Annotated in this window: 20 protein-coding genes and 1 pseudogene; 14 read left to right on the forward strand and 7 right to left on the reverse strand. The window is 42.2% G+C overall.

The window, feature by feature from the left end; all coding sequences use genetic code 11:
* Window positions 1-20: 20 nt before the first annotated feature.
* The 4 genes from JCM16418_RS11690 to JCM16418_RS11705 all read right to left on the reverse strand — a co-directional run bounded on the left by JCM16418_RS11690 (window position 21) and on the right by JCM16418_RS11705 (window position 3,179).
* Window positions 21-368, reverse strand: coding sequence for a hypothetical protein (locus tag JCM16418_RS11690; RefSeq protein WP_036648991.1), 348 nt, complete (start codon window positions 366-368; stop codon window positions 21-23).
* 169 nt (window positions 369-537) lie between these two features.
* Entirely contained in the window at window positions 538-1,011 is a 474-nt protein-coding gene (gene greA / locus JCM16418_RS11695) for a transcription elongation factor GreA (protein WP_036648994.1), read from the reverse strand.
* A 61-nt stretch (window positions 1,012-1,072) separates the two neighbouring features.
* Complete coding sequence (locus tag JCM16418_RS11700; RefSeq protein WP_036648996.1) at window positions 1,073-1,879, reverse strand: WYL domain-containing protein; 807 nt, start codon at window positions 1,877-1,879, stop codon at window positions 1,073-1,075.
* Window positions 1,854-3,179, reverse strand: coding sequence for a helix-turn-helix transcriptional regulator (locus JCM16418_RS11705; RefSeq protein ID WP_036648997.1), 1,326 nt, complete (start codon window positions 3,177-3,179; stop codon window positions 1,854-1,856). Before JCM16418_RS11705 ends, JCM16418_RS11700 begins: the two co-directional genes overlap by 26 nt.
* A 675-nt stretch (window positions 3,180-3,854) precedes the next feature.
* On the opposite strand from JCM16418_RS11705, the gene JCM16418_RS11710 reads away from it, so the two are divergent.
* From JCM16418_RS11710 to JCM16418_RS11730, 5 genes and pseudogenes are all read left to right on the forward strand, one after another.
* The gene (locus JCM16418_RS11710; RefSeq protein ID WP_036649350.1) at window positions 3,855-4,967 is read left to right on the forward strand and encodes a slipin family protein; all 1,113 of its coding nucleotides are present in this window, start codon (window positions 3,855-3,857) and stop codon (window positions 4,965-4,967) included.
* A gap of 109 nt (window positions 4,968-5,076) precedes the next feature.
* Window positions 5,077-5,627 (forward strand): annotated as a pseudogene (locus JCM16418_RS11715) (SLOG family protein).
* Between the two features lie 96 nt (window positions 5,628-5,723).
* A complete protein-coding gene (locus JCM16418_RS11720) occupies window positions 5,724-6,710 on the forward strand; it encodes a Gfo/Idh/MocA family protein (protein WP_036649353.1) in 987 nt (328 codons plus the stop codon).
* Window positions 6,703-7,245 (forward strand): hypothetical protein, encoded by a 543-nt coding sequence (locus JCM16418_RS11725; protein WP_036649000.1) that lies wholly within the window; start codon window positions 6,703-6,705, stop codon window positions 7,243-7,245. The genes JCM16418_RS11720 and JCM16418_RS11725 overlap by 8 nt, the downstream gene beginning before the upstream one ends.
* A 207-nt stretch (window positions 7,246-7,452) precedes the next feature.
* Complete coding sequence (locus tag JCM16418_RS11730) at window positions 7,453-9,390, forward strand: PAS domain S-box protein (protein ID WP_036649002.1); 1,938 nt, start codon at window positions 7,453-7,455, stop codon at window positions 9,388-9,390.
* 18 nt (window positions 9,391-9,408) lie between these two features.
* Here JCM16418_RS11730 and JCM16418_RS11735 read toward each other — a convergent pair whose 3' ends face one another.
* Window positions 9,409-10,323 carry a helix-turn-helix domain-containing protein gene (locus JCM16418_RS11735; RefSeq protein ID WP_052020228.1) on the reverse strand — a complete coding sequence of 305 codons (915 nt, stop codon included), beginning with the start codon at window positions 10,321-10,323 and terminating at the stop codon, window positions 9,409-9,411.
* A 132-nt stretch (window positions 10,324-10,455) separates the two neighbouring features.
* On the opposite strand from JCM16418_RS11735, the gene JCM16418_RS11740 reads away from it, so the two are divergent.
* The 7 genes from JCM16418_RS11740 (at window position 10,456) to JCM16418_RS24635 (ending at window position 19,801) form a co-directional block, all read left to right on the forward strand.
* Window positions 10,456-12,438 (forward strand): alpha-amylase family protein, encoded by a 1,983-nt coding sequence (locus tag JCM16418_RS11740; protein ID WP_036649004.1) that lies wholly within the window; start codon window positions 10,456-10,458, stop codon window positions 12,436-12,438.
* A 114-nt stretch (window positions 12,439-12,552) separates the two neighbouring features.
* Window positions 12,553-14,349, forward strand: coding sequence for a sensor histidine kinase (locus JCM16418_RS11745; protein WP_036649006.1), 1,797 nt, complete (start codon window positions 12,553-12,555; stop codon window positions 14,347-14,349).
* Window positions 14,327-15,931 (forward strand): response regulator, encoded by a 1,605-nt coding sequence (locus tag JCM16418_RS11750; protein WP_036649008.1) that lies wholly within the window; start codon window positions 14,327-14,329, stop codon window positions 15,929-15,931. Before JCM16418_RS11745 ends, JCM16418_RS11750 begins: the two co-directional genes overlap by 23 nt.
* Window positions 15,932-16,077: 146 nt before the next feature.
* On the forward strand, window positions 16,078-17,391 hold the full coding sequence (locus JCM16418_RS11755; protein WP_036649011.1) for an ABC transporter substrate-binding protein: 1,314 nt from the start codon (window positions 16,078-16,080) through the stop codon (window positions 17,389-17,391).
* Between the two features lie 122 nt (window positions 17,392-17,513).
* Entirely contained in the window at window positions 17,514-18,416 is a 903-nt protein-coding gene (locus JCM16418_RS11760; RefSeq protein WP_036649013.1) for a carbohydrate ABC transporter permease, read from the forward strand.
* A complete protein-coding gene (locus tag JCM16418_RS11765) occupies window positions 18,413-19,240 on the forward strand; it encodes a carbohydrate ABC transporter permease (RefSeq protein ID WP_036649017.1) in 828 nt (275 codons plus the stop codon). The genes JCM16418_RS11760 and JCM16418_RS11765 overlap by 4 nt, the downstream gene beginning before the upstream one ends.
* A 351-nt stretch (window positions 19,241-19,591) precedes the next feature.
* Entirely contained in the window at window positions 19,592-19,801 is a 210-nt protein-coding gene (locus tag JCM16418_RS24635; protein ID WP_148298793.1) for a hypothetical protein, read from the forward strand.
* 161 nt (window positions 19,802-19,962) lie between these two features.
* Here the strand turns inward: JCM16418_RS24635 and JCM16418_RS11770 are convergent, their stop codons facing one another.
* A complete protein-coding gene (locus JCM16418_RS11770) occupies window positions 19,963-21,114 on the reverse strand; it encodes a DUF4179 domain-containing protein (protein WP_036649021.1) in 1,152 nt (383 codons plus the stop codon).
* Window positions 21,101-21,637 (reverse strand): RNA polymerase sigma factor, encoded by a 537-nt coding sequence (locus tag JCM16418_RS11775; RefSeq protein ID WP_036649027.1) that lies wholly within the window; start codon window positions 21,635-21,637, stop codon window positions 21,101-21,103. The genes JCM16418_RS11770 and JCM16418_RS11775 overlap by 14 nt, the downstream gene beginning before the upstream one ends.
* Window positions 21,638-21,784: 147 nt before the next feature.
* Between JCM16418_RS11775 and JCM16418_RS11780 the strand changes: the two genes are divergently transcribed.
* Both JCM16418_RS11780 and JCM16418_RS24960 read left to right on the forward strand, forming a co-directional pair.
* Window positions 21,785-22,801, forward strand: coding sequence for a TIR domain-containing protein (locus JCM16418_RS11780; protein ID WP_036649029.1), 1,017 nt, complete (start codon window positions 21,785-21,787; stop codon window positions 22,799-22,801).
* Window positions 22,798-22,968, forward strand: coding sequence for a hypothetical protein (locus tag JCM16418_RS24960; RefSeq protein WP_156327218.1), 171 nt, complete (start codon window positions 22,798-22,800; stop codon window positions 22,966-22,968). The genes JCM16418_RS11780 and JCM16418_RS24960 overlap by 4 nt, the downstream gene beginning before the upstream one ends.
* The last annotated feature ends 120 nt before the right edge of the window (window positions 22,969-23,088 follow it).

Raw genomic sequence — 23,088 nt, forward strand, 5'->3', positions numbered from 1 at the left:
ATGATAGATAAATAGATCATTTAATACGTATATCCAGCAGCAACACTCCAGAAATTAGAGCCCGAGAGCACCAATCTGTACTGTCCAAAGAGTAGATTACTACCAATGAGTACTTTCTTAACAGCGCTTTGACCAGCGCCTAGAGTAACTGTATTCGTAGACACAAGTTGATCGCCACGCGGAGTAACTTGATAGAGCTGAAGATAGAGTATATCTGTCGTAGAGCCAGTGTTCGTATAATTACCTTCTAAGTAAACCGTACCTTGTAAGTAATCAGCAGGCCATGTTTCAGAGTAAGCAAAAGCCGAGGAAGCGAAGGAGAACACCATAGTGAACAATAGCGTGAGTGAAAGGAACATTTTTTTCATTAGCCTTATCATCTCCTTGAAATTTTTTGGATTACAAATCTATTATAGTCATAATTTGGCAAGATAGATAGATTGAATATCGTATTATTCACATAAAAAAAGATAGGTTCACCAAGCCGAATGCTCAGTGCGCCTATCCCTATTCTATACCCACCGTATAATCTTGAGATTAATTGGCTCTAATCTCAAGTAACTCATATTTAATAATACCGATGGGAGCGGTTACGCTGATCTTGTCTCCCACAGATTTACCCATGAGTTCTTTACCGAGGGGACTTTCATATGAAATTTTATTATTATGCACGTCTGCTTCCGCAGGACCAACAATTCGATATTCGATCTCTTCTTTAAATTCAATGTCATTGAGCTTTACAACTGTTCCGACATTTACGGTAGACACGTCTATACTTTTAACCACCCGAGCTTTAATTAACATTTTTTCGAGTATTAAAATCCGGGTTTCCATAAAGGACTGGTCGTTTTTAGCAGAATGGTATTCACTATTCTCTTTCAAATCCCCGTAACTGATTGCAGTTTTGATACGTGCTGCAAGTTCCTTACGCTTTACAACTTTGAGATCTTCAAGTTCAGCCTCTAATTGTTCCAGACCTTCTTGCGTTAATATAATTTCTTCGTTTGACATGTTTACAACTCCTCTATATATGAATTTTACACGAAATATCGCCTAATGGAAAATATCCTTGTTACAAATCTGCTTCTTTATACCTAAGAAGTGCTTTGGTTGCTGTTTCACTCATGCGTTGTTGTAGATGAGGGTGATCCACAATCTGTACGCGTTTCCCAAGGAATCTTATCTTGGACAGTAAATATTCCAGCTCCTGACGGCTTAGACTAAGCACGATCGTGTAGCGATTATCTTCAGCCTCGTAGATCACTTCTTTCTCAAAGCAGGAGAAGGCATATAAGATTCGAGATAATTCATCATTGAATTGCCGGATGACTTGAACGGAAACGGTGGTTTTATGGTGAAGCTGAAGTCTTTGAATATCAGCCATATATCGATCATATTTCTCCTGTGGACACTCCTGCTCGGTAATCATCGCAATGGTATCTAGCTTCGTGCTGACCATGGTTTGGTTACGGGTGTAATACCACAAAAGGTACCATTCCCTTTTAACCATAGAATACTCTAGCTTATATGGAATCCCATGTTTAGCATAATCGATAACATCATGTTTCGTTTTATAACGAATTGTAATTCCATTCTTGTGCATAATGAGCTGTCTTAAGGAGCGTATTAAAGGGTGATACACCTGCTTCTCACGGCTATATGCCTTCTCTATAAGTATGCCGTCGATATCCATACAAGGATCTTCATCCAGCAGAGCGTTGAGCTTCTTAAGCGTCTCGGCTGTAAAAGCTTCTTTAGCCGCAGGTCGCAGCAGCATGGACTTCAGCCAGCTTCTCTCATGCGAAGTAACCATATATGTACCAGATTGATCGAGGGATGAAAGAATCTGGTAGTTAAATATTTTCTCGAATGGATTCATAGTAGCTTTGGATCTCCTTCCAATCCGCAATCATTTCCTTGCGCAGCTGTTTGGGTTCAAGGACTTCACAGCTGGAACCAAAACTCCTCAGCCATGGCCGAATTTCAGTAACTCCATTTACATGAATCTCGTAGATGAAGCCGTCATCATGTTCTTCTGTAATCTGCCCCCACTGTCCCTGTAGCGTTACTCGTTCCTTCACGAAATTAGGAATTCCATCTCCAGGGTTATAAAATTTCACGCGAACGGTGACCGGATTTTTCGTATCAATTAACCAGCTGTTCTTCATGTTCTGCTCCAGCTTGGCTCGCTTCTCCTCATATAAACTCTCCGCAACTTGCTCGGCAACCTGAATTTGTGTAATTCCGTCAAGCCGATATGTTCGCATCCCATTACGGCTATGATGCGCAAGAAGATACCAGCGACCATATTGATGATCGTATACGACCTTAATAGGCAGGATGGTTTCCGCTATAGAAGTACTCTCACGTTCGAATAACGGATTGGTGTTTTGGGACGCATACATTTGTGGTTTTTTATGTGAAAAGTAAAGGATTTCAATGTTGCAGCGATTACGAATGGCAGTGAAGAGAGTAAACAAATGAGCCTCAGCCAGAATACGTGAGTAAAAATGATACTTATATAAGAAGGGGGCGATTGTATTATGATTCGTCCCATTTCGTGCTAAATGCTTCCTAAGACCATCTCGGAGCAAGTACCCTTGTACTGACGGCACCTGTGTGTTCGCCATAATATCAATGAAATCATATAAGTCATGCAGTTCTTCGGTTGATAATTTCGTTATCAAGTCGTCATGTATACGATAACGGTATGGGCGTGAGCTTGATAAACGGCGGATTACGCCAACTTGTTCTAAATATTTCAAGTCTGGACGGATGGTTTTCTCATCTGGAAGCGGAGAATCAACGGGTAGACCCCCGTAGCATGCATCTAAAACTTCATTGGCTGTTAAGGGATCATGCTGAAGTGTCGTTAAGATAAGAGAAATTCGTACAATTTCGGATTCTTTAAGTGATTTGGCACGAAAAAGAAACAGCAATGCTGGATTCGCTGAATCCAGATAATTATAGCGAAGAGTCTCGGCAAATTCCTTGCTTTGCCCAGAGGAAAGCTGCTCAGACATCGAGTTTACGATGTTCTTCAGATTTTTGATTGTTTTATCAAACGTATGGATGGAAATACCCAATTTGTCAGCAAACTGCTGACGGCTATAAGCCCCACTCGTCAAAACAAGCATTCGTAGAAACTGGACTTCTTTATCGAAGCTTTCTTTAGCCATATGTAAACCTCCGATTCAACATTCCTTTCATTCATTGTAGCAGTTTCTGCTATGTCGTAATACTTACGCCATGTTCGATCGAACATAAATGAGCGATGATAGTTCTTGTCAGTGAATGAAGTGACGGCATTACCCAGGCTGGAATTTGAAAATTCCGCAGTGCATGCAGATTCTATCTGCTTGTATGCTGTATTGTCCGCACCGTCGTTGACTCCAATAGACAGGGATCGAATCCCTAACTCGCCTGCAAAGCGAGCTTCTGGTAGAAAAACAACCTTTTGTAGGTTAAGGGTACAACTTCAAGAGGCCTCTCACAGGAATTCTAATACTCGGCATGAAATGTATGCCGAGTACTGCGAGACATGACTTTGTAATCGGTGGATACCGAGTAGAGTAATTTGTTCGAATGCGGCGAAGCAAGCGGCACGAAATCAGGAGAAGTTGATCCTTGAGAGGTCGTGGAATTCTATGCATAAGGGGCAGATGTCCTCTTTTCTCAAACTGGATTCCGTCATGGCCTTGCAGGAGAGTTCCTGTATGAAAGGTCACTACAAATCAGAAGGTTACTTACAAATCAAATCAAATCAAATCAAATCAAATCAAATCAAATCAAATCAAATCACAACCAACTTGCAGATGACTACATACATATCTATTCATATGGGGGGAATACCGATGTTTAAAAAAATAACGATCAAACAAGATGAGCGTGGTCTGCTGTTCCGAAAAGGTAGCTATGTAAAGCTTTTGCAGCCAGGAACGTACCGTTTCTTTATAATGGCTGATGATAGCGTAGAAGTGCTAAATATGACGAAGCCTTTTGCTGTACCAGGCAAGGATATTCACCTGTTTACTCAGGATGAAATACTGATGAGTAAGCTGACGCTAGTTGAAGTACAGGATCATGAACTGGCATTTCATTATGAAAATGGGCGGTTTGTTTCGATACTCACAGCGGGGACTTACGCTTTCTGGAATGTACTTAAGAAGCATACATTTATTACGGCTGATATTCGAATTCCAGAGCTTGGACCTGAAATTGATTTAGCGATTTTGCCTAGAATCAATGGTTACTATCAGACGGTTGAGGTGGCAAACCACGAAATGGCGCTTCTATACTATAACAACGTGTTACAAAAAGAGCTTCGTCCAGGTCGATACTACTTCTGGAAGGGGCCCGTTTCCGTACAGGCTAAAACGATAGATCTTCGTCAGCAGCAGCTCGACATGACAGGTCAGGAAATATTGACTGAAGACAAGGTGACGCTGCGCCTCAACTTTGTATGCCAGTATAAAATTGTGAATCCACTTCAAGCTTTGGAGATCAAGCATTACGAGGATCAATTGTATATTCTGCTCCAGCTCATTTTACGTGAATATGTAGGTACGTTGAAGCTGGATGATCTGCTCCGGATGAAGCAGGAGATTGGTACCTTTGTATTGGAGCGTTTGAATGAACAAAGTGATCGATATGGTATGCAATTTCTATCTGCAGGACTTAAGGACATCATCCTGCCAGGTGATATTAAGGATATTTTGAACACGGTGCTACTCGCTGAGAAGAAAGCTCAGGCTACGATGATCACTCGTCGTGAAGAGACTGCTTCAACGCGTAGTTTGCTGAATACTGCGAAGCTCATGGATGAGAACGGTACGCTGTATCGTCTGAAGGAGCTTGAGTTCCTTGAGAAGATTTGTGAGAAAATTGGAACCATTTCATTGACGGGTGGAGGTAATCTGCTTGAGCAGCTGAATTCACTACTCAGTGCGAAGAGTGTTAATGATTAGGTATGCTGAACTTGCACCATAGTGGTAATGAACATGGAAGTCACGGTATGATGGGTAGAGCCATTAAGTCGTGGCTTTCCAATGAATTTCCACTTAAGGTGTTGATACTATGAAGAATTGTCTGGTTACAGGCTATCGTGCACATGAACTCAATATTTTTGACCAGAAGCATAAGGCATTGCCTACATTCAAAAAGCCATACGAACCAAGCTGATTTCCCTCATTGAGGAAGGGCTGGAATGGGTGATTACTCCCGGTCAATACGGTGTGGATTTATGGGCCATGGAGGTAGCGATTCTCTTGAAACAAGATTATCCTCATTTAAAGTGCTCCATTATTGCAGCGTATTTGAATCCTGAAGATAAATGGAAGGACGATAAGAAAGAATATTTTCATCAAATTATAAAAGGGCTAGATTATTATGCATCGGTGAGCAAACAGCCTTATGAAGGGCCATGGCAGCTTAAGGCAAGAGATGATTTATTATTTCGGAAAACGGACGGTATTGTGCTTCTATATGATGAAGATGCGGGGGAAGGCAGTCCCAAGTTCTATAAAGAACGTGCACTACGTAAGCAGCAGGAAGAAGACTATACCTATATTAGTATTAGCTCAGATGATATCCAAAGTATCGCGGATGACGAACGATATAATGAATAGAGGATGGGCTTTATTCGGGTTTTAAGTAGACATGAGCCACTCAGAATGAGAGAATGTATCAAAGCGATAACAGGACAGAAAGAGGCTGAGATCACGATGATACGATTCGGTATAATTGGCACCAACTGGATTACGGAGAGATTTTTGCAGGCTGCTGCGGAGCATGATGAGTTTAAACTAACGGCGGTTTATTCACGTACAGAGGAGAAGGGGAAATCTTTCGCTGCAATGTATGAGCAGCAGCCGCAGGTATTCACGGATGTGCAGCAGATGGTGTCCAGCGGCGAAGTGGATGCGGTATATATTGCGAGTCCGAATTCATTTCATGCGGAGCAAGCGATCATATGCATGAACCATGGTAAGCATGTGCTATGCGAGAAGCCCATGGCGTCCAATGCAAATGAAATGAAGCGGATGATTGACGCTGCGCGCAGTAACGATGTTCTGCTAATGGAAGCTATGAAATCTACATTAATGCCAAACTTCAGAGTGATGAAAGACAATTTATACAAAATAGGACAAGTTCGTCGTTATTTTGCTAGCTATTGTCAATACTCCTCGCGTTATGATGCTTTTAAACAAGGTACGGTTCTAAACGCGTTCAATCCCGAATATTCGAATGGATCTTTGATGGATTTGGGTACTTATTGCCTTTATCCGATGGTGACTTTATTTGGAAAGCCCGAATCCGTTCATGCGGTAGGTACTTTATTATCCTCTGGCGTTGATGGAGAAGGAAGCATGGTTATGCGCTATCCGGAGATGGATGCGGTCGTTATGCATTCGAAGATATCGGATTCCTTCCTTCCGGCAGAAATTCAGGGCGAGAACGGAACGATGGTCATTGACCGGATTAATCAGCCCTATGATGTGAAAATTCAGTATAGAGATGGGAGTGTGGAGGAACTGACACAGCTCCAAACCCATGAATCTATGTATTATGAATTAGAGGAATTTATGAAACTGATTCAGCGCGGCAAGCGGGATAGTAAGATTAATTCCCTCGCACATTCACTAGCAGTTGCAGAAGTGATGGAAGATGCTCGCCAGCAAATCGGTCTCAAGTTCAAGACAGATGTTTGATCCTACTGTCTTTGAGAATTTGAAAGTTGCATTGGAGAACCAACTGTACGATTTAGATAATTTGGATGGCATCATCCGAATTACGAATCGAACGGATCGTATGGAAATGTCCGTCATGGCGCGCGAATTCGCACTTCAGTTCGAGCTAATCCATGGCGGAGAGATTAAGGCGGAAATTCGGCTGATGGCTTCTCTTCAAGATTTGGCAGCAGAGATATTGGAGATGAAAGATCAGTCACCGGGTTGTAAGCTGGTGATTCGTTTCGACATGGAAGTGGTTCCTAGCCAAGTAGGACAAGGGTTAAGTAAGCCTTTACAATGCGATAAAATTGAAAAGATTATGAAGCAGCATTGGCCGGATCTTACACTTGTACAGACTGTAAGCTGTATGTACGGGAAAGAACCTGTTCAATGTAACATCACCGCAGAACTGACATTTAATCGTAAAATCAATGAAGATCAGATGGATGATATTCCAGAGCTTATCGAGCATGTGGTTGATACGCTCCGTACATTAGAAGAATGTTTCAAATAAATCGTACACTTTGTGTGCGGTTTATTTTTTATATTAAAATATGTGATGATTCAGAAAAGTTGATTGCTGTTTAAAGCATAGTAAGAGGATACGTCTGTCTATCTGCAAGGATAAGTAGGACATTAAGATTAATCATGTGATATGGTATGATTAAGTTACAATTTTACATAGATCGACAATTGGGATCATAACGGACGGAGGCACAATATGGGTAATTTTCAAGCAGACCCTTATGCTTTGTATGAACATGTATATAGGATTTCGCCTTTTGGTATTGCACTCATCTCTTTTGATGGTGAATGGTTACAAGTAAATCCAGCCATGTGCAGCATTTTGGGTTATACGAAGGATGAATTGATGCAAAGTCATGTTACTGACGTGGTTCATCCAAATGATCCAGCACATACTCCAAATCCGCTTGAAATATTACTTAACCCTGATATGGATCAATCCGAAGTAAGGATCGAGACACGTTATATTAAGAAAAACGGAGAAGATGGTTGGGCATCTACTCATGTCTCTTTAATGAGGGATGAGCAAGAAATTCCACAATGCTTAATTGTTCAGGTGAATGATATTTCATCTGTAAAGATAGCTGAACGGAAGTTACAGGAATCCGTCGAGCGCTATACTTCTCTTAAAAGATATAATCATGATGCAGTTATTTCACTTGATCTGGAAGGAAAGATTGTCAATTCCAACGTCATGGCTGAAAAGCTGACTGGATATCTTGTGAGTGAAATGGTTGGGATGGATTCATCACACTTTATTGGTGAGGGGAATCTGTACCGAATTTTATCCGAGTCTTTGAGTAATGCATCGGTAGAGAATAATATTAACACCTTTAGACATAGAGATGGCCATGAAGTTGAGGTTATGACAACGATAGCTCCTATTATTATCAGTAATGAAAATGTAGGGTTTTATATTATTGCCAAGGATATTACAGAGCATAAGAAACTGATCATTGCCAAAGAGACCGCTGAGCATACGAATAAGGCGAAGAGTGAGTTTCTAGCAGTCATGAGTCATGAGATCAGGACACCTATGAATGGTGTGATCGGTATGACGGACTTGTTAGAAACGACAACCGATCTGAACAGTGAACAAAGAGAATACGTTGAAATTATTCGTAAGAGCGGAGAGACGCTGCTTACGATTATTAACGATATTTTGGATTTTTCCAAAGTGGAATCAGGTATGACCGAGCTTCAAGAGGAGCCGATGAACGTAAGGGCTTGTATTGAAGAAACATTTGATGTTCTTTCAGCTATTGCTAGTGAGAAGGATTTGAAATTAATATCTGCGGTGGACAGTGATGTACCCACTACTCTGATTGGTGATCCCAAACGACTTAACCAGGTACTGATGAATCTTGTTGGCAATGCGCTTAAGTTTACGGTAAACGGCGGAATCACAATACAGGTGAATAAGCTGTCGCAGCAACGAAATTGGATTCAGCTTGAATTTAAAGTCATTGACACAGGCATCGGCATCCCACCTGACAAAACCAATTATATATTTGAGCCGTTCTCACAGGTGGATAATTTCATGACACGTAATTATGAAGGAACAGGTCTTGGACTAGCTATTAGTAAGAAATTGATCGAGCTCATGGGTGGTAACATCTATGTGGAGCAGAATGAAGAGCCAGGAGCAACCTTCGTATTTACCGTTATTTTTAAGGAAGATGGGACCTATCATAACGAAGGGAATTGTCCTGACGGGGAACATTATCCTGCTAGATCGCTGAATATTCTAATTGGTGAGGATAATGAAATTAATCAAATCGTGCTAAAGAAGATGTTAGAGAAGCAAGGTCATATCGTATCCATTGCCAATAATGGTCAGGCTACCGTTGATGCAGCACTCACAGCAACCTTCGATATCATATTTATGGACATTCAAATGCCAATTCTAAATGGTTTCCAAGCAACAGCGGCCATTAAGGCAGCTCTTCCGCCTGATCAGTGTCCTTTCATTGTGGCAGTTACAGCGAATGCACTTAAAGGCGACCGGGAGAGCTGTATGGAAGCCGGCATGGATGAATATATAAGCAAGCCATATAAGATCCAATCAATATGCTCCATTCTAGAACCCCTCTCATTAATAAGGAATTCTTGTAAGCTCAATAGAGCAAAGTAAATTGAAAATAACCATCCGTTACCCTTTTGTGGATAATGGATGGTTATTTTTTATATGCTCATTAAACCAGGAGTCGCCTTGCCCAGTATCCATTCGATTTAATTGTCTGTATTCGGTTGGGCTACGTCCATAAACGGACGAGAATTGCTTGGAAAAATGATGAATGGAGCTATATCCAAGATGCTCCGAAATTAGCGTGACGGTTTGCCTCGTCTCCAGTAGCAGGACAGCGGCCTTCTTAAGCCGCATCTTGGACTGATAAGCCATAGGCGACATGCCTGCTTCCGTATGAAACAGTTTGTATAGCTGTGATTTCTGTAGTCCTGTTTGACGGCACCAATCCTCAATATGAAATGCTGTCTCTGGGTAGAGTTCCATCTGTTCCATTAGGCGAGTTATGCGGTAATCACTGACCTGATTATTACCAATGCTGCCTGCCCAGTATAGAAGGATAGCGCGCATTAGACTAGAGGCTATCTCTTCTCCATAAGTCAGATACTCCATCTGACAGAGCTGATGCAGACAATCAGCGGGTAGTGAAGTTGCAGCCATAGATGTGCAGACCGGAATATGATCAAGCTCGGGGCAGGAAGGAGTCAGGGTCATGTACTGTTGATCTGGTTCCTGCGGGGCGAAAACAAATCGAGGCTGCTGATCTGTTGGAACGGACCAGAGATCAAAATAAACATTGTATGCTTCAAGAGATTGCCTGGCAGCTGGATGGAAAGAATGTACCTGTCCCGGCCTTATGAGTACTAGAGTGCCTTTCTCTGCTTTATAAAGCTTGCCATCAACCATAATATTGCCGGCTCCGGCTGTGAAATAATGCACCGCATAGGCATACCCAAACCTTGTATGCTCATGAATTCCGCCATCATAAACCCAGCGGTGAGCAGAACGGATGTAGGGGGATGCTTCGCTTAAGCTTGCCATGTTCCTGATCACCCTTCATCATGTTGGTGGAATGACGTATAAACAACGGAATACCATTCAAATACACATATCTACTTCCATGATACACTAAAGGCCAATTCAGAACATTAGTATCCTAGGGAGTGACAACATATGCGTTTTAGACAGGTCCATCTTGATTTTCACACATCCGAACACATACCGGGAATTGGTACACAATTTTCCAAACAGCAGTTCCAAGAAATGCTTACACGTGGCCATGTAGATTCGATTACGGTTTTTGCTAAATGTCATCATGGTTGGGCTTATTTTCCGTCCGAAGTGAATGACCAGCATCCAAATTTAGATTTTGATTTATTAGGCGCGCAAATTGAGGCTGCACATGAAATTAATGTGAAGACACCTGTATATATATCTGTAGGTTTTGAAGAAAAAATGGCTCGTATTCATCCCGAGTGGCTGATGCGCGATGAGAAAGACCGTACGAACTGGGTCGATGGATTCATGGTCCCAGGGTGGCATCAGTTTTGCCTAAATACACCTTATCTAGATCATGTGATTGCTCAAACAGAAGAAGTGGTACGCAAATATGATGCGGATGGAATCTTCCTAGATATCGTTGGTGTACGGAAATGTTACTGTCCAACATGTCTAAACCAGTTGCTTGCTGAAGGGAAGGATCCTTTTAACGAGAAGCATGTAGCTGAACAAGGGGAGCGGGTATACGCTAATTATGCGAAACGTATCCGTGAAGCAATTCAAGCAATCAAACCCGATATGCCAGTTACACAAAATTCCGGGCATTTCCCACATGGTCGTCGTGATCTGATCGATGTAAATACGCATCTAGAATTAGAGTCATTGCCTACAGCGGGTTGGGGCTATGATCACTTCCCTTTATCGGCACGTTATGTACAGCCGCTGGGTGTGGATTTCCTGGGCATGACAGGAAAATTCCACAAGTTCTGGGGAGAATTCGGTGGATACAAGCATCCGAATGCACTCCGTTATGAAACTGCGCTGAGTTTGGCGCATGGAGCACACTGCTCGATTGGAGATCATTTGCATCCAGAAGGTCTGATGGACCCTGCGACGTATGATTTGATCGGCGCTGCTTACAGTGAAGTGGAGGCAAAGGAAGCTTGGTGTGAGAACACGGTGAATATTGCTGATGTTGCATTATTATCGGTAGAAAGTACTGGTTATGAGCAACATGGTTCCGCGATGTTTACGAACCAATATGACGCAGGCGCAGTTCGTCTGCTGCTTGAGGGTAAATTCTTGTTCAATGTAGTTGATATGGATTCGGACTTCAACGCTTACAAGCTAATCATTATGCCAGACCATGTTTTAGTGAATGAGAAGCTGCAAGCGAAGCTAGAGAACTTTACTGCGCAAGGCGGTAAAATCCTTGCTTCAGGCAAGTCGGGTATGGATTGGCAAGAGCAGCAATTTGTGATGGATTTTGGGGTTCGTCATTTGGGTGTGAATACGTTTAAACCTGATTATTTCCGTCCATCGTTTGAACTTGCAAATTTAGGTCATGCTAACTTCCTCATTCAGGCAGTTGGTCAGCGCATTGAGCTTACGGAAGGCGGAACGGAACTGGCGAAACGCGTAGATCCTTACTTTAACCGTAAAGCCTTCCAGTTCAGTGGACATCAGCATACGCCATTCACCTTCCGCAAGGAAGATGAAAGTCCAGGTGTAGTCCAGACCTGTAATAGCATCTATATTGCTTGGAATGTGTTCGAAGATTACGCAGTGGAGGGAAGTCTTCCTGTTAAGGAGCTTATCCATCAGTGTATGCGCATGTTATTGACAGAACCTACACTTTCAACGAATCTGCCAGCACAGGGTGTAGTGACCCTCCAGCATCAAACGAGTCAGAAGCGTCTAGTAAATCATCTGCTCTACGCGTCACCTGTTAGTCGTGGACAAGGGGTAGAGATTATTGAGGACATCTTGCCTGTGCATGATGTTAAGGTGGATTTACATCTGCCAGGTAAAGACATTGCTGGTGTCTATCTTGCTCCACAGAAAACACCATTGGCATATGACATCGTAGATGGACACATTCAATATACGGTACCAGTACTGAAGGGGCATCAGATGGTCGTGCTAGATTTGAAATAACAATCCTATTTCATAGGGCGAAGGGCAAAATTAAACAACGAGATCAAACTGCTTCTCGGGCGGATAAACATTCCGCTCGGAAGCGGTTTGTTGTGGTTGTATGGAGGTGAGCTTATGATACTGCATAAATGGAAGCACCGGCTCCTGCCCGGATCAATCAGTAGCAAAATCACCTTTGCTTATATTTGGCTATTCGCAGTACTCCTTATTTTATTGGCAGTTACAACGTATTTCATTTCCTCTACAATCCTGATTAATAAATCAATTGTGAATATGGAGCAGAATTTACGTTTAGCTTCCGAGAAACTAGATATGATCATGAGCGAAGCCGAAACCTTCGCGCAGATGGCCATTACGGATGCTAAAGTGCAGGAGATTATCAGTAAACCGAAACCGAACAATTACCTCGCTTATTATAATGATCAGATTGGCATGCAGAACGCATTGTTTGGGTTTACAGAGAAGACATTAATTGACTCGGTTATCGTCTACGATGAATTAGGTGGAGTTTATAGTTCCGGTGTAGAGAGAGACATTTCGGATACAAGTGCTCTATATAAAAAGAAATTTTCGATGGCTGGTGTTGGCTCGGAATGGCTAGACACAACGTTGTCCAATTACAAGCGCGAAGACGGTTATCGTAACGTGATCTCGTTCTATCAGAAGTTCTATTCATCGAAGACTGGTCTCCCGATTGGGCTCATCCAACTGTCGATTAATGAAAAAAGCATGAATCAACAGTATCGGAATATATCGATTGGTAAAGGCGGAAATATTTTTATCGTGAACCGTAAAGGAGTCGTTATATCTGATAGCAATCAGTCAAGAATATATCAATCTGTAGCGAGTGAGCCTTATTTCCCTTGGGTGATGGGTCATGAGGAAGGCGACATTTACAAGGTAGATGGACAGAAGCAAATTGTCGTCTCTCGTTATTTTCCAAAGCTAGATTGGGTCATATTAGGCGTTGTTCCTGTCGGCGAAGTCACGAAGGATAATCAAGTTTTGATACGTCAGTTCTCACTGCTTTGCTTGCTGTTTATTGCCCTTGCTGCCGCCCTAACTTCGATAACATCGAGGTCTATTACGCGGCCATTATTAGCCCTGAAACGTACCATGAAGAAAATGAAGGAGGGTAATCTCGACGTTGTCTTTGATGTGGAGACTAGGGATGAGATTGGTGCTCTGGGTATGGAGTTCAACAAAATGGTTAATCGAACCAAGTTGTTGATGGAGCAGATTGTTGAAGATGAGAAGAAGCTGAAGGAAATTGAACTTGCAGCTTTACAGTCGCAAATCAACCCCCATTTTCTGTATAACACGCTAGAGAGTATCAGCGCATTGGCTGATTTGGAAAGAGGATCAGATATCGTGACCCTAGTCCAGAAGCTAGCAGCATTTTACCGAGGTGTGTTAAGCAAAGGAAGTCCAATTATCCGGGTGGCGGATGAGCTGAATATTACTCGAAACTACTTGGACATTCTGAAAGTTCGGTATGGAGATCGGATCAGCAGCCATTTCGAAGTGGATTCAAGTGTGCTTGAGTATCCAACGATTAAGTTATTACTTCAGCCATTGGTAGAGAATGCTGTGTATCATGGACTACGTTTTAAACGGGATAAAGGGCAGCTTGATATAAGCGTGTACGAAGCGAAGGGTTGCTTAATTCTTAGTGTCACAGACAATGGAATCGGCATGGAGCCCGAGAAATTGAACGACATTTTACGCCAGCATTCAGCGGATGGAAGCGGATTTGGTGTGAAGAGTACAGATGAACGGATCAAAATATATTTTGGAAGCGCATACGGTTTGCAGATCAGCAGTGAATATGGCATAGGTACGACCGTTACAGCGGTTCTGCCATTGCTTGATATGGAGGGATTCACACATGATTCAGGCGATAGTCGTTGATGATGAATTTTTAATCCGTGAAAGAATTAAACGTTTCGTTCAGTGGGATACGCTGGGTTTTGAATTGGCAGGAGAAGCCGGCGACGGGGAAGAAGCGTTGGAGTTATTGGATATGGTAAATACCCCAGTTCAAGTCGTGCTGGTGGATATTAATATGCCTATGATCGACGGACTGGAATTTGCCAAAAGAGCACGTTTAAAGTATCCGGACATCCATTTTATATTTCTTACGGGATACAGCAATTTCGATTATGTACGTACGGCGCTTCAACTCGGTGCGGTCAATTATATTTTAAAGCCGATTGATATGGAGGAGCTAGCAGAAACGTTATCCAAAGTGAAAATATTAATCGATGAAAGACAGAATATGATGGATCGGACCATGATTTTGGAGGCAAATGTGGCTGAAGTCTCTGAGCTCGGGAAAAGAAATTTTCTTTGCCGGTTACTTGAACAATCACAATTAATAAATGAGGAACAGCGAATGGAAGGTCTGAGAAATTATGCCTCAGAACTACTTGGCTCTGAACTCATTGTACTCGTGGTTACGCCGGATCAACCGATTAGAATACATGAACTCAATCTAAAGATAGATATGGCGTCCGTGTATGCAGGCTGGATAGAAACTTTGGCGTTACGAAATGACTGTGTCGTCACATTTGACGATACGGAACGACTTGTTATTTTCTTACCCTTACGTGATAAAGCAGTTAAGGGGGAGTGTGAGGATACAGTCGTACAGGAATTATGCAAAGAGCTCATGACAAGCCTCCGGGAAAAAGCAGGAATGACCCTAACGATGGGTGTTAGCCGTGTTGGTCATATCGAAACGATTGATCGAGCATACCGGGAAGCGCTACTTTCGATGCGTCATAAAGCCGTATATGGTGGTGATCGAATGATCCGATACGAGGAGCTTCCATCGGAGTGGAAAGCATTTCAGCTTCAAGGCATTCGAGAGCAGCTACTGATCGACTTGCGCTTAAATCGTGTGGAACAAGCGGTTAATCGGATAAAGGATTTGTTTGCTCGTTTCAATGAACAGCCTACGCATCTCGATCAAATGTATTTTATCGTCTATGAATTGATAGCTACTTTAAACATATATGCAGAAGAACAGCAAATGGACATGACGGAAGAGGAAGCGACATCGCTAAATACAGCACAGGTCATAGAGCAGTTGGAGACGCCTTCAATGATCGAAGCCTGGATTGTAGAACGTTTCGGCACCTTCTTTTCAAGAGCGGGATTTCAGAAGCAGTCACCTGCGGTGAAACTGGTTGAGGCAGCAAAGGCATATATTGATGCGAACTATAGCAATACTGAACTGGATCTTGGGGCCATTGCTCAAGAGCTGTATATTCATTCGAATTATCTCAGCCGTATTTTCAAAGCGGAAAGTGGGCTGTCCATAACCGAATACGTAACATTCTGCCGTATGAATAAAGCTAAACAGTTACTGCTAGATGGTCATAAGAATGTGGAATACATTGCAGAGCAGATTGGGTACGCTGATCCCCATTATTTCAGTAAATGCTTCAAGAAACATTATCATGTTCCGCCTTCCAAATTTTTGATGTAGCAGTTTTTTTTGAATATGTCGATGAGTCACAATGTCATAATTTTACCGATGAAGTCGTTATATTACATTCGTTTTGAAACCGCTACCATTTATAATCCTAAATATTAAAGCATCTTGCATGAACTTTAAGGAGGCAGCGGAAACCTATGAAAGTAATGAAAAGATCACATGTTGCACTAGCCGTCACGTTAGTATGTTCTCTCGTTCTCTCTGCTTGTGGATCGGATAGCGGGGCGGACAGTAAGTCGGCTGACGGCAAAACGAAGACTCAAGTACGCATCATGACCAGACTGACAGGTTCAGATGCGAAGTCGAAAGCATTTGGTGAACTGCTTGAGAAGTTCAAAACAGAAAATCCGGATATTGAGGTTATTAACGAATCTGTTAATGATGAAACCTCATATAATAACAAGTTCAAAACAGCAGTAGCTACAGGGAATGTCCCAAATATTTGGATGAATTACGGCGGGCAATCATTCAAAATTTATGCTCAAAATATCGCAATGGATTTACAACCTGTTCTAGATGAAGACAAGACTTGGAAGGATGCCTTCAAACCGTTATTTAGCGGTTGGCAGTATTCCGATGTAAAAGGAACGTATGCGATACCGATGGAGGACAGTAGTACAGCTATTTATTACAATAAAGAGCTGTTTAAGAAGGCTGGCGTAGAGCCTCCAAAGACCATTGAAGATATGTCCAAGCTTGTTGAACCTTTCAAAGCGGTTGATGCAGTTCCGATGCTCATGGGTGATAAGGAAAATTTCCGTGGAGGTCATCTCATCAATAACCTGTCTTTTAAACGTTTCGGATTCCAAAAGACCGAAGATCTAGTGAGCCGCAAGGCGAAATGGAATGATCCAGATATGGTGGAGCTGTTCCAATTGATGAAGGACTGGCAAAATGAAGGCGTGCTAGGAAATAACATTGTCACGCTTGATTCGAATGGTACAACGGCTCAGTTCTTGGCAGGTAAAAGCGCGATGTTGTTTGAAGGAAACTGGGCGATTGCACAGATCTCTTCTTCTCCTATAGCAGATCAGATTGGTGTTATTCCATTCCCTTATTTCGCAGATCACCCAGAGAATAAGGATAATTGGTTTGGAACAGCAGGTGGTTACTCTGTATCGAAATCGATCTCGGGTGCTGAGAAAGATGCAACAATTAAACTGCTTAAATATTTAACCTCCGTCGATACTTTTAAATATTTTGCTGAAGCTACCAAAGGCGGAACGTATCCAGTGAATTTTGAAATGGATGCTTCTAAGATTGATCCAGTAACTCAGGCCTATATGGAAGCACAGAAATCGGCTAAAAAATATCTTTCTGAAATCGAGACGTATGATAATATCGCTTCGCTTCAGGATAAGCTACGCAGCGAAATTCAGGGAATGTTTGCGGGAGCCACTCCACAGCAAACAGCTGATAACGTGCAGAAGGTCGTTGACTCGAGTCATTAATCAATTTCAAGCTTACATGATACAGGGTCACAGCCGCCGGCATCAACGCAGCTTTATGGAGCGCAGTGTACCGGCGGTTGTTGTTTCAAGGCCACAGCTTCGCATCGAACGGAGGGAATCGCTTGAATAGAAGAAAAACCTATGGGGCAATTGCGATTTTGCTATTGCCTGGATTGATATTGTATACCATCGCATTCATTTATCCCGCCATTCAGACGATATACCAATCCTTTTTTGACTGGAATGGAATATTTAATGTTCCATTGACTTTTGATGGCTTAAATAACTATAGGGAGATGCTAGACAACCCGAATTTTTATAAATCGCTGAAAAATGTAGGTTTATTCATCGCTGGATCTTTTATATTGATCTTACCTATTGCGCTCACGCTGGCCCTCGTTGTCACGAGCCGGATGCGGGGCAAACGTTTCTTTAAAGTAGCTTTCTTTATCCCATCTATTCTTCCACTGACCGCAGTAGGATTGATGTGGCAGTTTTTATTGAAGAGTGATGGTCTAGTTAACAAGTTGCTTGACATGGTTGGACTTAGCGGATTAACTCATGATTGGCTGGGCGAGCCGGCACTTGCGATATATACCGTTGTAATCGTGAATGCGTGGATTTATTGCGGTCAGAACATGATCATTTTATCAAGTGGTTTGGTTTCCATACCTGATGATATTTATGAAGCAGCATCGCTGGACGGAGCGAATGGTTTCCAGAAGCTCTATGCGATTACAATTCCGCTAATGAAGGAAACGTTCAAAGTGTTCGCTGTTCTAGCGATTACCCAATCGATACGGGTATTTGGACAGGTCTATGTTATTTCAGGCGGTGGCCCGAATGGTGCAACAGATGTACCAACCACACTCCTTTACAACGAAGCCTTTAAGTTCAATAACTTCGGTGTAGGTAACAGTATAGGTACCTTCATGATCGTAGCAGCTTTGGTAATTACGGTTGTGATGAACTTCCTGACTAGCCCTAATAAGCGCTCTAAGAAGAGAGGGGTGAAGCAGGCATGAGTACGATGAAAAAAACGCTGCTTTACGTCTTCTCACTGATAGCCGCTGTCATTTTCCTATATCCACTGCTGTATTCATTCTTCTCCTCACTGAAGGATAATGTGGAAATATATAATAAATCCGTATTCTCACTACCGGAGATCTGGCGTTGGGAAAATTATAAAATGGCGCTTGTCGATGCGAATATTAGCCGTGCAATCCTGAACTCCTTTATTTATGCCATTCCGGGTACGTTATTGTGCTTGGTATTAGCGTTAATGATTGCATTTGTACTTACGAGAATGCCACTACGGATTAATCCATGGCTGTACAATTACTTTGCTATTGGTCTGATGATTCCGGTATTCTCACTGATGATTCCAATTTCTAAAGTGATTGGCGCTATGCATCTCTTCAACAGCTATCCGCTGATGATTGTGTTATACGGTGTGTTCGAAATGCCGCTAGCGGTATTCCTGATTACAGGATATATGCGCGGCATCAGTAAGGAATTAGATGAGTCAGCGATCATGGACGGTTGTGGTCCTGTGCGGATGCTGTTCCGTATCATTGCGCCGTTAGCTATGCCAGCGGTATCTACGGCCGGGATCTTGAGCTTCTTCGATATTTATAATGACCTCGTATGGAATGTCATTCTGATCTCCGATCAGAATATGAATAATATTTCCATGGCGCTGATGTCTTTCGTAGGTCAGCAGGGTTCGTCTCAGCTTGGACCAACATTTGCGGGCATCATGCTTACGATCTTACCTACAATCGTTGTCTATCTTCTATTCCAAGAGAAGGTAGAGAAGGGGCTGAGTGCGGGTGCGGTCAAAGAGTAACAGCTCTTAGCTTCTTAATTCTTACTCGAACAATATAAGCTATACCCGCTTGGAACACAGGCAACTTGTTTATAATGAGCTGCAAACCTCCGCTATTCTGTACTATAGCGGAGGTTTTACTATGTCTTGGAGATCCCTACTTATGAAATCAACGAGACTTTAATAACAACTCTTAGGAGACAGTATGGTATGATAGGTATGTATATGTAAGGAATGGTGGATTTGTAATATATTTTGGGATTATTTATCTTGAAATACGAATGAAACCGTTCTCATATGCCGATATATATTGTTGTAGTGATTAATGTATTCTTAACTCATACGTAAACATATACCAAAGGACGTGTTCATGTGCGTATCCAGTCAGAAAGATATTCTTGGAATGAGAAGAATAGTAGGCATGGTGTGAATCGTGACCAATCCACACCTGAATTCCAACTTGAACTGCAAGAGCAACAAGCGAATGGTAAAAGTGATGGTGGCGCCAAGCTGGTTACATGCAGAGAAGGATGTTTTACCCGCCAATATATCGTTAGGCCGATGGTAGCCGGGTTTTACTAAGTGAAGTGAAGCAGCCAGAGGTAGAAGCGAGTCCAATAGATAAGAGCAAAAAGGACGATACCGATAAATTCTTTGTCCCTATGGGCGGATACTCGGGTAAATAACTTATGTGTGGTGAAAAGAGAACTGTTCCATTCACGTGACAGTTCTCTTTGTATTTCTCATTTTTGTTCTACAGGTATAGTCACCTCTAGCTCAGGTAAATATACCCTAATAAAATCCCCGTTCCCATCATCATAGAACGACCCATTCCCGTGAGATGGTAATAAATACGGCTTGATGGTGATAAATTTCGGCGTGTTTGGAAAAGGAGTTAGACTCGTTTGGCGAGTCGCGGGTCTCTTTAAATCCTTCGTACCGTTTCTTCCCCAAGTACCATTAATCTCTTTCAATTCATTTCCTTGGTCATCGAATACGGTGTAATTGAGACTATTAATTTCTAAACCATTCGTGTAAGCGTAGGTTGTAGATTCACTTAATTTGAGCTGTGATGCTGTGGTGAAGATTTGTGTCGTTACAGGCGAAAGATCAATTTTGTCTACCGTAAACCGAATATATTTGCTAGCTTTACTGACATTTGGTTTCCAGACGGTATGCGGCACAGGTACTTTGTGAACAGGCGCTTCTAAATTAAAGGGCTCTTCAATCCCTGTTAAGTTCACTTGTAGATTGAGCTTAAAGGAATCAGGCAAGGTAACATCAATTTTCTGATACTTATCCGTTTGTTTACTAATGGAGATGAGCGAGTTCTGATTATGGTGGGTTGGGGAAATCATATAAGAAAATGCAGCTGGTTCCATTTTTTTACCGTCAACGGTGAAATCAAAGTTTTTCATTTGTTCATCTAAACTGACGTTGGGGTCGCCTCCCTCGCGTTCAACAGCAATAACAAGGCGGATACCGTCATAGATCACTTGGGTAATTTTAAGTTTTACGTCTTTATGCTGGATACGATTACTTCCCTGTTGTATATATCCCTTGTCTTCTGCTTGCTGTAGCCCGAAATCTCCTGCAATCTTGAACACCCCCCCAACAATGGGGATTTGCTTCAAAGACTCAGCCATGACAGGGGAGAAGAATGCACTGCCCACGAGTACGAGCCCGAGTGCTGCTGTGGCGGTTAAGGCGATCGCAGTTTTACGCATACGACGAAATAACGATTTAGCTTGTCCTCCTGGCGAATGCACTTCACCATTCTCAAAGTCTCGATAGAGATCATCCAAACGTGTACGTACCATAGTCGGAATAGCTTTAGAGGTACCCATCTTTCTTTTGTCTAAATCGAGCAGTTGCTCCAATTCAGTAGTTTTCACGGATGATCATCTCCTTTTCCTGTTCAGTTTGTAATTGTAATAACAGTATCTTTCTAGCTCGGTGTAACCGAGTTTTTACTGCACTTTCTGAAATATCGAGGATACTCGCAATCTCTTTAATGGACATATCTTGAAAATAGTAAAGTATGATTGTGGTTCGCATAGATTCCTCTAGTCCCTGTACAGCCTCATGAAGTTCGATTTGGTCATAACCACCGCTAGTGGTCGCGATATCGGATAATCTCATTGCTGCATACGTCGATGTACGATTACGGAGTACCTTGTTGCATTCATTAATAAGAATCCGAAATATCCAAGTTTTGAAATAAGCCGGATCACGTAGTTGATGAATTGATTTATAGGCACTTAACATAGATTCTTGCATTACATCTGCGCAGTCCTCTACTTGTCTGAGCATGGAGTAAGCCATTCCATACAAATCAGATTCAATCATGCGCATGAGTGATACGAATGCATGGCGGTCGCCACGCTGGGCTTTAATAACGTTCAGTTCATTATTCAAGGATAGGCTCCTTTCGTCTTTATATGGATTAGAGTGAAGGAGAAGTCAATCGGTTACATCGTTTAGAAGAAACTTTGTATTCTTAACTCTATGAAATTCTATGCTATACTACTAAAAAGGTATATTATGGGTTAATTGGAGGCGATTATGGACAAACCAACCGTATTTATTGGCTCATCCAAAGAAGCGATTCCAATTGTAAACGCTGTCCAAGAAGAACTGGAACATTATGCTGAGGTGACACCTTGGCATAGGGGAGTTTTTCAGGTAAATCGCTATACAATGGAAGATTTAGAGCTTCAAATACAGAAGAGCGATTTCGCAGTATTTGTTTTTCATCCTGATGATGTCACCCTTTTTCGGGGTAAGCTATATTATACATCAAGGGATAATACTGTATTTGAAATGGGACTTTTTTGGAGTAAACTGGGTAGAGATCGGGTATTTTTTCTTATACCAGCGCATATTCCTGAGCAGGAAGGCCATGATGAAGATAAAATTGAGGGATTCAAGACCCCGTCAGATCTATTAGGGATGACTACGCTGACCTATCAGCATAATCCGCGAAACTGGAATGCAGCAGTTGGAGTGGCTTGTGGTAAAGTAGGGGCCAAGATTGAACAATTAGGATGCAGAAATCCAGATCCCTTCGAACTTTTACGTGAATCGGAAGATGAGCGGGATCGTCTGTTAAAGATTATCGGATTCTTTGAAGAACTGAATCATAAGCCTTCACTGGATACCGTTTTGTTTAATAAAATATGTCGTGCACTTCGCGTTTCCTTCCTCTCTGTGCCCTACACGGTAAGTGGGACGGCTTTGTTTAAAGCAGGAGAAGTTACGATCCAGCAAGTGGGTGAAGACGGAATAGGAGAGGTCGGGCATGAATATTCACTTCAAGCGAATGTGGATAAGAAGCCGGACGAGGAACCTATTCATGTCGTGGACGTCCACGCGAGCGGAAATGTGACATTTAGTCAACGAAATCGCAAATCGGTTGTGAAGGAATATATCTTATGTTATCCTTTAGCGAGAAGATATGTGTTTACGATCCATCTTAGAGGCTCCGTACAAGTGACTGAGCATTTATTTGAAGCTTTATGTGAAATGAATAAAGCGTTGTTGGATTCGATCCATGATTTGTTAGGAGGGGAATCGTCGTGAGTTATAATTCTAGACCCACGTTTCGTAAACTCGGACTGAAAAGTTCAGGGCTGCTGCCCATGGTTGGATTAAAAAAAGTGGTGGCTCCTTCTGTAGATGGTTCGGATGAAACCTACACCGTTCTTTTTGAGAAGAAAGCTGAGTACGGAAAACCCGTGTATAAATAATAGAATGTGCAGGGCCGCAACCTTTAGGATGCGGTCTTTTTGTTATGTAACTCACCGAAGAGGAGATGTGCGAAATGAAATCACAAGTAATCGACATTGGCGTAAACTTAATGGACCGGT

This window comes from Paenibacillus pini JCM 16418, from assembly GCF_000576305.1.
Classification (GTDB): Bacteria; Bacillota; Bacilli; order Paenibacillales; family Paenibacillaceae; genus Paenibacillus_AQ; species Paenibacillus_AQ pini.